At 37.7% G+C, this 12,652-nt stretch carries 14 protein-coding genes; 12 read left to right on the top strand and 2 right to left on the bottom strand.

Going from position 1 to position 12,652, the window contains the following annotated elements; translation table 11 throughout:
• Window positions 1-16 precede the first annotated feature (16 nt).
• The 3 genes from IGM09_RS01175 to IGM09_RS01185 all read left to right on the top strand — a co-directional run bounded on the left by IGM09_RS01175 (window position 17) and on the right by IGM09_RS01185 (window position 4,149).
• Window positions 17-1,483: a glycoside hydrolase family 1 protein gene (locus tag IGM09_RS01175; RefSeq protein WP_033624792.1), complete on the top strand. Its 1,467-nt coding sequence runs from the start codon at window positions 17-19 to the stop codon at window positions 1,481-1,483.
• A 20-nt stretch (window positions 1,484-1,503) separates the two neighbouring features.
• Window positions 1,504-2,322 carry a histidine phosphatase family protein gene (locus IGM09_RS01180; protein ID WP_002355185.1) on the top strand — a complete coding sequence of 273 codons (819 nt, stop codon included), beginning with the start codon at window positions 1,504-1,506 and terminating at the stop codon, window positions 2,320-2,322.
• A gap of 1,083 nt (window positions 2,323-3,405) precedes the next feature.
• Window positions 3,406-4,149, top strand: a complete 744-nt coding sequence (locus tag IGM09_RS01185; RefSeq protein WP_010707896.1) for an alpha/beta hydrolase — start codon at window positions 3,406-3,408, stop codon at window positions 4,147-4,149.
• Between the two features lie 17 nt (window positions 4,150-4,166).
• Here the strand turns inward: IGM09_RS01185 and IGM09_RS01190 are convergent, their stop codons facing one another.
• Window positions 4,167-4,733 carry a bifunctional transcriptional activator/DNA repair enzyme AdaA gene (locus IGM09_RS01190; protein ID WP_010707895.1) on the bottom strand — a complete coding sequence of 189 codons (567 nt, stop codon included), beginning with the start codon at window positions 4,731-4,733 and terminating at the stop codon, window positions 4,167-4,169.
• Between the two features lie 141 nt (window positions 4,734-4,874).
• On the opposite strand from IGM09_RS01190, the gene IGM09_RS01195 reads away from it, so the two are divergent.
• From IGM09_RS01195 to IGM09_RS01215, 5 genes are all read left to right on the top strand, one after another.
• Complete coding sequence (locus IGM09_RS01195) at window positions 4,875-5,366, top strand: methylated-DNA--[protein]-cysteine S-methyltransferase (protein WP_002366052.1); 492 nt, start codon at window positions 4,875-4,877, stop codon at window positions 5,364-5,366.
• A gap of 12 nt (window positions 5,367-5,378) precedes the next feature.
• The gene (locus IGM09_RS01200) at window positions 5,379-5,891 is read left to right on the top strand and encodes a DNA-3-methyladenine glycosylase I (protein ID WP_002408650.1); all 513 of its coding nucleotides are present in this window, start codon (window positions 5,379-5,381) and stop codon (window positions 5,889-5,891) included.
• A 12-nt stretch (window positions 5,892-5,903) separates the two neighbouring features.
• The gene (locus IGM09_RS01205; protein ID WP_010713610.1) at window positions 5,904-6,578 is read left to right on the top strand and encodes an HD domain-containing protein; all 675 of its coding nucleotides are present in this window, start codon (window positions 5,904-5,906) and stop codon (window positions 6,576-6,578) included.
• A gap of 142 nt (window positions 6,579-6,720) precedes the next feature.
• Window positions 6,721-7,656 (top strand): cation diffusion facilitator family transporter, encoded by a 936-nt coding sequence (locus tag IGM09_RS01210; protein ID WP_002355191.1) that lies wholly within the window; start codon window positions 6,721-6,723, stop codon window positions 7,654-7,656.
• 29 nt (window positions 7,657-7,685) lie between these two features.
• Window positions 7,686-8,099, top strand: coding sequence for a DUF4809 family protein (locus IGM09_RS01215; protein WP_002377895.1), 414 nt, complete (start codon window positions 7,686-7,688; stop codon window positions 8,097-8,099).
• A gap of 98 nt (window positions 8,100-8,197) precedes the next feature.
• Here IGM09_RS01215 and fabI read toward each other — a convergent pair whose 3' ends face one another.
• The gene (gene fabI / locus IGM09_RS01220) at window positions 8,198-8,950 is read right to left on the bottom strand and encodes an enoyl-ACP reductase FabI (RefSeq protein WP_002358338.1); all 753 of its coding nucleotides are present in this window, start codon (window positions 8,948-8,950) and stop codon (window positions 8,198-8,200) included.
• A 297-nt stretch (window positions 8,951-9,247) separates the two neighbouring features.
• Here fabI and fabF point away from each other — a divergent pair, with 297 nt between their 5' ends.
• The 4 genes from fabF to IGM09_RS01240 all read left to right on the top strand — a co-directional run bounded on the left by fabF (window position 9,248) and on the right by IGM09_RS01240 (window position 12,615).
• The gene (fabF, locus tag IGM09_RS01225; RefSeq protein WP_002358339.1) at window positions 9,248-10,486 is read left to right on the top strand and encodes a beta-ketoacyl-ACP synthase II; all 1,239 of its coding nucleotides are present in this window, start codon (window positions 9,248-9,250) and stop codon (window positions 10,484-10,486) included.
• A gap of 1 nt (window position 10,487) precedes the next feature.
• On the top strand, window positions 10,488-10,922 hold the full coding sequence (gene fabZ, locus IGM09_RS01230) for a 3-hydroxyacyl-ACP dehydratase FabZ (protein ID WP_002355197.1): 435 nt from the start codon (window positions 10,488-10,490) through the stop codon (window positions 10,920-10,922).
• A 102-nt stretch (window positions 10,923-11,024) separates the two neighbouring features.
• Window positions 11,025-11,558 carry a DUF6287 domain-containing protein gene (locus IGM09_RS01235; RefSeq protein WP_050588838.1) on the top strand — a complete coding sequence of 178 codons (534 nt, stop codon included), beginning with the start codon at window positions 11,025-11,027 and terminating at the stop codon, window positions 11,556-11,558.
• Window positions 11,559-11,646: 88 nt separating this feature from the next.
• Complete coding sequence (locus tag IGM09_RS01240) at window positions 11,647-12,615, top strand: dihydroorotate oxidase (RefSeq protein WP_002386045.1); 969 nt, start codon at window positions 11,647-11,649, stop codon at window positions 12,613-12,615.
• The last annotated feature ends 37 nt before the right edge of the window (window positions 12,616-12,652 follow it).

The following is a 12,652-nucleotide window of genomic DNA, read 5'->3' on the forward strand; positions in this document are numbered from 1 at the left end:
GGGAAAGAGGGGTTTTATGGGATTTCCAGAAAATTTTTTATGGGGCGGTGCAACAGCTGCTAACCAATATGAAGGTGGCTACCTTTCAGGAGGCAAAGGTCTGAGTACATTAGATGCAATTACTGGTGGTAGTCAAACAGAACCGCGACGGATTACGTATTTAACTAAAGAGGGCCAAAAAGCTTCGTGTACGCGCGATCAAGCATTACCCGAAGGAGCGATTGGCTATATCGATGAAGAATTATACTATCCTAGTCATGTAGCGACGGACTTTTACCATCATTACGAAGAAGATATCGCCTTATTTGCAGAAATGGGTTTCAAATGTTTTCGGCTGTCTATCGCCTGGAGCCGGATTTGCCCAAATGGAACAAAAGAGATTAATGAAGAAGGCTTAGCCTTTTATGATAAAGTTTTTGATACTTTGCTGCGCCATGGAATTGAGCCCGTTGTGACGATTAACCATTTTGATATTCCGATGTATTTGGCCGATGAATATGATGGTTGGAAAAATCGTGAAGTGATTGATTTCTTTGTTTTCTTTTGCGAAACCATTTTTACGCGTTATCAGGATAAAGTGAAGTATTGGATGACTTTTAATGAAATTAATTTTTTAAGAAGTTGGACGCAAATTGGGATTCACAATAATGATAAACAAAGTAAATATCAAGCAGCGCATCATCTATTTGTAGCAAGTGCGAAAGCAGTTGAATTAGGACATTCCATCAATCCAGATTTCCAAATTGGTATGATGGTGGCTTATATTCCAAGTTATCCTTTGTCCTGCAAACCTGAGGACGTGATGGCAGCTGTTCAATTTAACCGAGAGCAAGAATTTTATATGGATGTCCAGGCTAAGGGCTATTATCCAGCGCATAAGCTCAAAGAATTTGAGCGTGAAGGAATGACAATTCAAATGGAGTCAGAGGATTTAGCGATTATTCAAAAAGGAACAGTTGATTATATCGGGTTTAGTTATTATATGTCGACCGTTTCGACTGCTTATCCCGAAGAAGTAAAATATGTCGGAGGCAACCAAATGCCTGCGGTTAAAAATCCTTATTTGCAAGAATCTGAATGGGGCTGGGCTGTCGATCCTTTAGGGTTAAGAATTTCATTGTGTCAGTTGTCAGATCGTTACAATATGCCATTGTTTGTGGTTGAAAACGGGTTTGGCGCGGTAGACACATTGCAAGAGGATGGCTCGATTGTCGACGATTACCGCATTGATTATTTTAAACAACATATTGACGCCATGAGAACCGCAATAGAAGAAGACGGGGTTAACTTAATTGGTTATACGCCATGGGGTTGTATTGACTTAGTTTCAGCAGGGACTGGCGAAATGAAAAAACGTTACGGCTTTATCTATGTAGACATGGATGACGAAGGTCAGGGAACCTTGAAACGAACTAAGAAAAAATCATTTAATTGGTACAAACAAGTTATCGCTAGTAATGGTGAAAACTTAACAACTGAGTAGAAAATGAGGGGAAATAAAAAATGAAAAAACGATTGACGATTGTGGGGATGCTTTTTCTGGCCATTTTAGTAATGGTTGGTTGTGGTAAAAATCAGCAAGCAACGACAAAAGAAAAAGAGACAAAACCTGAAGAACTAACTCTTTACATTGTGCGCCATGGAAAAACCATGTTAAATACGACGGACCGCGTACAAGGATGGTCAGATGCGGTCTTAACACCAGAAGGTGAAAAAGTTGTGACCGCAACTGGGATTGGCCTGAAAGATGTTGCCTTTCAAAATGCATATAGTAGTGATAGTGGCCGCGCCTTGCAAACTGCTCAACTTATTTTAGATCAAAATAAAGCAGGCAAAGACCTTGAAGTCGTGCGTGACCCAGATTTACGTGAATTTAATTTTGGTAGCTATGAAGGGGATTTAAACAAGACAATGTGGCAGGATATTGCTGATGATCAAGGTGTTTCCTTAGAAGAATTTATGAAAAACATGACCCCTGAATCCTTTGCCAACAGTGTAGCTAAACTGGATCAACAGCGCGAGGAAAGCAAGAATAACTGGCCTGCAGAAGACTATGCTACAATTACCAAACGTTTGAAAAAAGGCTTAGATAAAATTGTTGCCACAGAATCAGCCAATTCTGGGAATGGCAATGTTTTAGTGGTCTCTCATGGCTTGAGTATTTCAGCGTTGTTAGCAACTTTATTTGATGATTTTAAAGTCCCAGAAGGCGGTTTGAAGAATGCTAGTGTTACAACGATTCATTACAAAAATGGCGAGTATACTTTGGATAAAGTCAATGATGTCAGCTACTTAGAAGCAGGCGAAAAAGAATCAAAATAATCTAAGGCATCGAGAAACGGTCTAGTTAGGAGTTGGTGGAGCAAGAAAAGGGTTGCTTCACCAACTCCTATTGTTTTTTATTAAAAGTGAAGGCTTACCTCATCACATTTTTAAATAGAAGTGGTTCGAGCTCAAAAATGATTTATCGCATAACTATGCTGACTAGATTTTGGACCGTTTTTTTTACTAACTGAATAAAAGCATGTTCTGATGGGGTATTTTTACATTTATATTAAGTGAAAATTAGAAATTATTTTTTTAATTAGTGAATCAACTATTAAATAAATAGCATGAAAACATTGTGACATGTATCTGTTAAAAACCAGTCCTTTTTATGACTATTGTTGTTTTAGTTAATGAAATAGGTTGTTATTTATTATCTAAATTGTATAAGGCTGTTACTATGCTTGCTTATATTAGTAATGTGTCCCTATAAAATAGAATAATAGCTATGTCTATTTAAAATAGTGTATGCTACTATTTTTTACAACAGACAAATTTATGAAAGTAAGACTGTTTGTTGAAAAATAATTTATATATTAATGAAAAAGTTTAAGAAAGTGTATTGATGGTTTCAAGTGAAGCGATATAATTAATTTCATTAGAGAGAAGTGGTAGAATGGCGAGAAAGCAATGGTTTATTGTTAAGTCAATGTTACTATCATTCCTTATTTTGGGAGTCCTTTCCTTCATTTTCAAAGAATATATTTTTGAAAATGTTGGTTTATTGAGGGCTTCGTTAGCTCTGATAGTATTTTTCATTGGCGAGTATATCTATTTAGACTATACTTTATCAAATAACAGGGCTTTATTGATCTGTTCGGTGTTGATATTTCTGCTTTCAGCTTCATTGTTATTTTAATAAGGGAAGTGTAGGAAAAATAAATGATGATTTGAGACGGTTATTATCAGCTACTTAGAAGCAGGCGAAAAAGAGACAAAATAATCCCTGGCGTCGAGAAACAGTCTATTTAGGAGTTGGTGGAGCAAGAAAAGGGTTGCTCCACCAACTCCTATTGTTGTGTTCTTTTTTTATTAAAGGTAGAATCAGAAAGAAGAATTTTTTCATTGGGAGGAAATGAGATGAAAAATAGAACAAAATCACGCTGGAAAAAAATTGTCCTAGGACTTGGGCTTTTTTTAGTAATCTTAGTCATCGGCCTGACTATTTTTATTAAAAATAGTACGTATCAAGCGACCGATTCGGCCTTAAAAATAAGTCAAAGTGCCACGCAAGAAAAAAACTATGATTATTACACAAACGGGCAAAAAAATGATACAGCACTGATTTTTTATCCAGGTGCATTGGTTGCGCCCGCTAGTTATAGTGAATGGGCGCAAGAAGTTGCTACGAAAGGTTATGATGTCTATATTGTTCATTTTCCTTTGAATTTAGCGGTTCTTGCACCAAATGCTGCAGAACAAATTATAAAGGATCATCCACAACAAAACTTCGTTTTGGCTGGGCATTCTCTGGGTGGTGTGATGGCTAGTCGTTTTGTAGCGGAAAATGAGCAACGAATCAAAGGCATGATTTATTTAGCCAGCTATCCTGACGAAAAAGGTGCACTAAACAAGCAAAATCTGCCGGTTCTGTCAATAACAGCCACAAACGATGGTGTTTTAAATTGGACTAGCTATCAAAAAGCCAAACAGTTTTTGCCAAAAGATACGCAGTATGTATCTATCGAAGGTGGGAATCATGCAGGGTTTGGTAATTACGGTGTCCAAAAAGGAGACAACAAAGCGACAATTTCTAATGAGCAACAGCAAACAGAAATCAGTCAATTGATTGTAGCGTGGCTACAATCACGCCCCAATAAATAATCCGATGAGCCGAAATGTTATTTTTTCGGCTCATTTTTACTGCGATAAACAGAGGGGGTTACGCCTGTTTCTTTTTTAAAAGTGGTGGCAAAATATGCTGCGGTTTGGAAGCCAACTTTTTTCGCGATTTGTTGAATCGTAAGGGGTGAATGGAGAAGCAATTCTTGGGCTTGCCTAATTCGGACACTTGTTAAATAAGCTGACGGGGTTTGTTTTGTCTGTTCCTTAAAGGTTCGCTGCAAATGAAAGGGACTACCGTGGCAGGCTTGCGCTAAATAGTCTAAACTTAATGGTTCCGCTGAATGCCGATCAATAAATTGCTTAATTTGAGCAACCCATTCCTCGTTAGGAACGACTTGCCCGGTTGGTTGACATCTTTTACATGGACGAAAACCAAGTGTTAAAGCTTCCTGAGCCGTTTTGAAGATCAGAACGTGGTTCTTGTTGGGCACACGGGAAGGGCACGAAGGACGACAAAAAATTTTCGTTGTGGTCACACCATAAAAAAAATCACCATCAAATTGCGTATTATTATTTTGAATGGCTTCCCAACGTTTCTGAGTAAGTCGATACGTTGTTTTCATTGTAAACACACCTCCCGTTTTCTTCTTCATTGTAAAAGAATCCCTAATAAAAACAAGTAAAAAGTGATAGGAGCGCAAGATTTTGAAAGCCAAAAGAATTATAATGAAGATAAGAAAAACACGAGAAAGAAGTGTAGAAATATGGTAAAAAAGATTTATTATGCGCAACAAGAATGGCAGAACGATCACTATTATCTTGGTGTGACAGACGCTGGACTAGCTTTTGTAGGTTCAGCCAATCAATCGATAGAAGAGCTGAAAAACTGGTACCCTCAAGCACAATTAGAAGCTTCTGAAAAGAAAACTGCGCCTTATAAAGAAGCATTAATAAGTTATCTTAACCAACATTCGACAACGTTTGCTTGCCCCATAGACATCGAAGGAACGCCCTTTCAAAAAGAAGTTTGGCAGGCGTTGCAAGAAATACCTTATGGTGAGACAATGACCTATCAAGAAATTTCAGAAAAAATTGGGCGTCCACGTGCGGTTCGAGCAGTTGGCACAGCGATTGGGAAAAATCCTTTATTAATGGTCATTCCTTGCCATCGAGTCATCGGCAGCAAGGGACAATTAACCGGTTACCGTGGTGGTTTAGCAATGAAACAAGCATTATTAACATTTGAACAGTCTTAAAAGGAGGCGGCGATGAACAACTATCAATGGTATACAGAACAATGGGGAAAACCTACAAGAGAGGATGATTTGCTGTTTTTATTGTTGACGGTGGGTGTTTTTCAAGTTGGTTTAAGTTGGAAAGCAGCAGCAGGGAAAAAAGTAGCATTCATGAAAAATTTTTGCCAAATGAAGCCGGAAAAAGTTGCCGCGCTGTTGCCTGACGAAGTCGATCAAATAGTAGCTGATCCAGATATGATTCGCAATCGGCGCAAAATTGAAGCAACCATTAAAAATGCGCAAGCAATTTTAAAAGTACAAGAAGAATTTGGCAGTTTTGCCAATTATCTATGGCAATTTGTAAAAAACGTCCCCGTTTTATCTATTTATGAAGAAGCATACCAAGTCCCACGCACACAGCTTTTGTCAGATAACGTAGCAAAAGACTTAAAAAAAAGAGGATTTTCTTTTGTAGGTCCGATTGTCACCAATATGTTTCTGAAAGCTAGCGGGATTATCCAAGTGGAAATTTTAAATCCAGAATAAAGGAGTGTTAGGATGTTTGAAAATGAATCTCTTAGTTTTGAAGAACAAACAATTATTCAAGCAGCAGAGCGTTATGTTCAACAAGAATTAGCCAACGAAGCAAGTGGCCATGACTGGTGGCATATTTATCGAGTGACACAATTAGCAAAAACAATTGCAGAGAAAGAACAAGCAAATTTATTTTTATGTATATTAACAGCATTGTTACATGATATTGGCGATGAAAAATTTAACGAAAGTGAAGAGGCTGGCTTGCTAAAGGTGCAACAATGGTTGGAAGCAAATAACGTATCAACAGGGCAAACGAATCACATCCTTTCCATTATTGCTAATATGTCCTTTAAAGGAGGAAATACTGGGAAAACAGTCACTACATTAGAAGGAAAAGTGGTCCAGGATGCGGATCGACTAGATGCCATCGGCGCAATTGGAATTGCACGGGTGATGGCTTATTCGGGAAATAAAGGCCGTTTAATTCACGATCCTCACAAACAACCTCGTGAACAGTTAACCCAAGAAGAATACCGGAATGGGGAAGATACTGCTATTATGCATTTTTATGAGAAACTTTTAAAGTTAAAGGAACAAATGAATACAAATTATGGTCGCTTATTGGCGGAAAAGCGTCATCAATTTATGGAACTTTATCTGGAGGAATTTTATCAAGAGTGGGATGGACACCGATAAATGAGGGTCAACTAAAACAGTCAGTACATTTCTTTTTGAATTTTAAGAGAACTCTTTTTTACAAATACCTCAGAAGTGGTAAAATGATGGATGAATAAACGGGTGGTTTATCTTAGTTTTACGTTACATATAGGAGGTAATTATGGAGACAAAAAAATCGAGTGGCATGTTTGCAGTTATTGCCGCACTGATTGCGAATATTTTAGTAGCGATTAGTAAATTTGTTGGTTTTGCTTTAAGTGGTAGTACCGCTATGATGAATGAAAGTATCCACAGTGTCGTGGACTGTAGTAATCAGGTGTTATTACTTTTTGGGAATAAGCGCGCTTCTCGTGGACAAAGTGCGTTACATCAATTTGGAGAAGGCCGTGCAAAATACTTTTTTAGTACAATTGTTGCAACGATGCTCTTTTTTGGTGGGGGCGCGTTAGGCGTAATGGAGGCTATTCAGAAGTTACTGCATCCCTCTCATGAAGTAGAAAATGTGGCTATTGTCATTGGTATTTTAATTTTTGGTTTGCTTGTGGAAGGTAGCTCTTTGCGTGTAGCGATGAAAGAAATCAAAGAATTGAATACAGAGAAGTTATCGCTCTTAAAATTTTTGCGAGAAAGTCGTCACAGTGAAATTTTAATTATTTTTACGGAAGACTTTTGTGCGGTTATTGGTTTGTGTTTAGCTTTGGTGGGAACCCTTTTAACAATGGTAACTGGGATTGCTGCATTTGATGCTATCAGTGGTTTACTGATTGGTTTACTATTAATGTGTGCAGCCATTTTCTTAGCGAAAGAATTTTATAGTTTGATTATTGGCGAAAGTGTGACCGCTACAGATTTAGCAAAAATTAAAACCGCATTTGATCGGGCGGATGTTGAAAAACTAATTGATGTAAAGACCGTTCATTTAGGCCCAACTGAAATTTTAGTAGCGGCAAAAATTGATGTGGTAGAACCAATGGAAGAAGATGCACCTGATGTTGTGAATGCGATTGAACGAGACATTCGCAGTAAAATGCCTGATAAAAAAATCTATATCTATATTGAAGTTGACGATTATGATGTGAATTACGTTCGTAAATAACAAATGAAAGAATAACTTTAAAAAACAATATGGGGGAAGAAACGATGCAAGAGGCAATTATAACAAGTACAGTAGATTTAACCAGTGGTGGTTGCAACGCCTGTGGTTTAGTGGAAGATACCGTCTACACATTAGCAATGAATGGAGTGGACATTCCGTTAGATGGCTTGACTGTTGCTCATCTAGTTTCTGCTGTTGTTGCCAGAAATGGATTTAAACAGGAGCTACAAATGGATATGCTAGATGACGAATATATCCTTTATCGAAAAGAAGACACAGCAGTAACCTTTAAAGAAACGTACAATCATTTAAGCTACGATAACGGTTCTGAAAAAATCCAATCTAAAAATAAACTGGAAGATTTACCAAAACTTTTTGAACAAGTCAATCAAATCCTAACAACTGTTTTTGGAATTGGAACTGTCAATTTTATTATAGAATAAAGTACAAAATAGAACAGAAATTGGACAATCAATGAGTGAAAGAGATTGTCCAATCTCTGTTTTTTAATGTATAAATAGAAAATAAAGACAAAAAATGATTAAGTTAAGTGAACGCCTTTATCGACATAAATGATGTCACCGACCACACCACTAGCTAGTTCACTGACTAAAAAGGCACAAGTGTTTCCGACTTCTTCAATGGTTACGCCTGTTTTATCTGGTGTCCGCTCATTAGAAATACTAATCAATTGATCGTAGTCTTTTACACCAGTCACAGCCAATGTTTTAATCGCTCCTGCGGAGATTCCGTTGACACGAATTTTATCTGCAGCTAATTCAAAAGCTAAATATTTCACGGCAGTTTCTAAAGATGCTTTAGCAATCCCCATCATATTGTAGTTAGGAATCGCACGTTCGGAACCTAAATACGTCAATGTGACAATTCCTGAACCAGGATTTAACAAAGGTTTCGCATAATGAGTGACTGCTAAAAGAGAGTAGCTACTAATATCTTGTGCTAATAGGAAACCATCACGAGTGATGTCACTAACGTTTCCAGACAATTCTTCTTTTTTGGCAAAAGCAATCGCATGGACTAGTCCATCGATCGTGCCCACTTCATTTTTAATTGTTTCAAAGGCTGCTTGAATGGACGCATCAGAAGCAACATCGCACTCCACCAACAAATCATTTTCATCTGCTAATTTAACCACTTGCTTTTTCATGCGTTCGTTTTGATACGTATAAATAACATTGGCCCCTTGATCTTTTAATGCTTTTGCACAGCCCCAAGCAATACTTTTTTTGTTGGCAACACCCATTACGACGACATTCTTATTTTGTAAAAACATATAAAATCTCCTTTAATAAAAAATTTTTGTTGATAGAATAGGCTTTTCTTCATCAAAATGTAAAAGTTACATTTATTGAGTTGACGAATAAAATTTCAACTGGTATTATCTGTGTGAGAATGATAACAAAATCTTCTCAATTTTCTAATCTTGAAAAAAACAGACATTTTTCCTGATGTCTGAATTATTAACCAAAATACTTTGAAAGTCAAACTATTTTTCTTATTTTTTAAGAAAAAGTGCTGGAAACCGCATGAAATAATAGTTTGATAATCAAAATAAACTCGGAGGTACAGTATGAAAAGAGTGGTCATAACCGGCATGGGAGCCGTAACACCATTAGGCAATACCGTAAAAGAATTTTGGCATAATCTAGTGGATGGCAAGCTAGGAATTGGCAAAATTACTAAATTTGATTCTGAAGATACTGGGGTAGCTTTGGCTGGCGAAGTGAAAGAGTTTGACCCAAGTGCTGTTTTAGAACGCAAAGAGCAAAAAAGAATGGACTTATTTTCTCAATATGGCTTGGTGGCTGCTTTAGAAGCGTGGGAAATGAGTGGTTTAACAGAAGCAACGATTGACCCGACTCGTTTAGGTGTGATTGTCGGTAGTGGAATCGGCGGGATGACTACCTTACAAGACCAAGTACGGGTAATGGATAAAAAAGGCGCAAAACGCGTAACACCATTTTTCGTGCCTATGGTAATTGCTAATATGGCAGCGGGAAATATTTCGATTCGTTTAGGTGCAAAAGGACCTTCTCAAACTATCGTGACTGCTTGTGCTTCTGCGACGAATGCGATTGGTGAAGCTTTTCGCACGATTAAATATGGTTTAGCGGACATGATGGTAACTGGGGGGACAGAAGCCACAGTATGTGAAATTGGGATTGCAGGCTTTGCAGCATTGAATGCTTTAAATACAACAGAAGATGCGACTCGGGCTTCGATTCCTTTTGATAAAGAACGAAAAGGTTTTGTGATGGGTGAAGGCGCAGGAATGCTGGTTTTAGAAGAACTCGAGCATGCACAGAAACGTGGCGCAACTATCTACGGCGAAATTGTTGGTTATGGCAGCAACTGTGATGCTAGCCACATGACCGCTCCTTTAAAAGACGGTAGTGGCGCGGCTGCTGCGATGGAAATGGCGATTGCGGAAGCAGGGATTACGCCGGAACAAATTGGGTATATCAATGCTCATGGTACGTCAACCCCAGCGAATGATGCTGCGGAAACAACGGCCATCAAGCGTGTCTTTGGTGAGCGAGCATCGCAAATTCCAATTTCAAGTACAAAGAGTATGACTGGACATTTATTGGGCGCGGCTGGCGGTATCGAAGCGATCGCTTGTGTGCAAACATTGCAAGAAGGAAAAGCTCATCCGACAGTAGGCTACCAAGTAGCTGATCCAGATTGTGATTTAGATTATGTCACAGAAGGTGCACGTGACATTACAGCGGACTATACAATTAGTAATTCGTTTGGCTTTGGAGGCCATAATGGTGTAATTTGCTTGAAGAAATGGGAGGAAAACTAGTATGAAAAAAGTAATGACTGCAACAGAAATTATGGAAATGATTCCTAATCGCTATCCGATTTGTTATATTGATTATGTGGATGAAATTATTCCAAATGAAAAGATTATTGCAACAAAAAATGTGACAATTAACGAAGAGTTTTTCCAAGGACATTTCCCTGGAAATCCAACAATGCCAGGCGTTTTGATTATTGAAGCATTGGCACAAGTAGGTTCGATTTTAATCTTAAAAATGGATCAATTTGAAGGTGAAACAGCCTATATTGGCGGTATCAACAAAGCCAAATTCCGTCAAAAAGTGGTCCCTGGTGATGTCTTGAAATTACATTTTGAAATCGTCAAATTACGTGACTTTGTCGGCATCGGCAAAGCGACTGCTTACGTGGAAGATAAAAAGGTCTGCGAATGTGAATTGACGTTTATTGTGGGACGATAAAAAGATAATTAGAAAGAGCAAGCGGTGAAGGCTTGCTCTTTTTTTGTTCTGGTATGATAAAATAAATTTATGGTAGAAAAAAATTCAAGACGGAGGCGTAAGATGAAAAAGAAGTTATTTTTTAATGGAATACTTATCATTTTTTTAACAGGTTGTGCACCGAAAGTAGAAGATGCGGGAATAACTCATACACAGATAACATCAACTATTTCTAGTGTATCTAGTAATATAAATAGTACAGGATCAAGTGATAACTTAACTGACAATGGGCAAGATATTTCTTCAGATGAAGTGAATTCAGCAAATGAAGACTTAAATATCGAAGCAATCAACAATGGTGATTTTACAACTTTGGCGGGGATTTGGCAAAATGGAAATGGTCAAGTATTAGTGATTAACCAAGATGGCACGACAGAAGATGGTCAAATAATTACAGGTGTTCCTCAATCTGATGTAACTAGCAAGATCCCCTATGCAAATATTAGAAGTGGACAGACTGGAGCGGCACTTGGACTTTATAAAATTGGATTTAGCAATCCTGATGGTGATCAGTCAGATACCACTAAACCACGGATATTGATAGCTCAAAATGCTGGAAATTACTCTGCCGAATTCTATTATTATCGTCAGCAATAGTGTATAAATAACACTAACACAAAAAAACATGCTGAAAGTCAAAGAACATGCTATAATCATAAAAAGCTTACGTGAAGGTGGTAAGCTTATGAGTAAAACAATTTACAGGAGGGTTTTTCTTTTGGATATTTCAGTAGAGTTTTCGGGACATAAATTGGCGAATGTGTTAATGAACGCATCAGGCATTCATTGTATGACAATTAAGGAAATGGATGAGTTAGCGGCTTCTCAAGCAGGTGCTTTTGTCGCTAAGACGGCAACACCTAATCCTCGTCAGGGCAATGAGGAACCACGGTATTTTGATACACCATTAGGAAGTATTAACTCAATGGGCTTGCCTAATTTAGGGATTGATTATTATTTAGATTATCAGATTGCACGTCAAAAGGAATTTCCTGAGGAGTTACGCTTTTTATCTGTATCTGGTATGAATTATGAGGAAAATATCGCTATTTTAAAAAAAGTGCAAGAAAGTGAATACACAGGAGTGACAGAATTTAATTTGTCTTGTCCCAATTTGCCTGGTAAACCGCAAATTGCTTATGATTTTGAATTAACAGAAAAGCTTTTAACAGAAGTTTTCCAATTTTTTACTAAACCATTAGGTGTAAAATTACCCCCATTTTTTGATATTGCACATTTTGACGCAATGGCTGAAATTTTAAATAAATTCCCTTTAGTATACGTGAATAGTATTAATAGCATCGGTAATGGTTTATATATTGACAGTGACAAGGAAGAAGTGGTCATTAAACCAAAAGGAGGCTTCGGTGGACTGGGCGGCGAATATGTCAAACCAACAGCGTTAGCCAATGTTCGTGCGTTTGCGCAACGTTTGAAACCAGAAATCAAAATTATTGGAACGGGCGGTATTACATGTGGAAAAGATGTTTTTGAGCATCTTTTATGTGGTGCGACATTAGTACAAGTCGGCACACAATTGCATCAAGAAGGTCCACAAGTTTTTGAGCGTCTAGCCAAAGAATTACAAGAAATCATGGCAGCAAAAGGTTATGAAAGTATTGAAGAATTTCGTGGGAAATTGAAAGAGATGTAACAAAAAAACCGTCAAGAAATTTTCTTGACGGTTTTTT

It is taken from the genome of Enterococcus sp. DIV0167 (assembly GCF_050541555.1).
Classification (GTDB): Bacteria; Bacillota; Bacilli; order Lactobacillales; family Enterococcaceae; genus Enterococcus; species Enterococcus faecalis.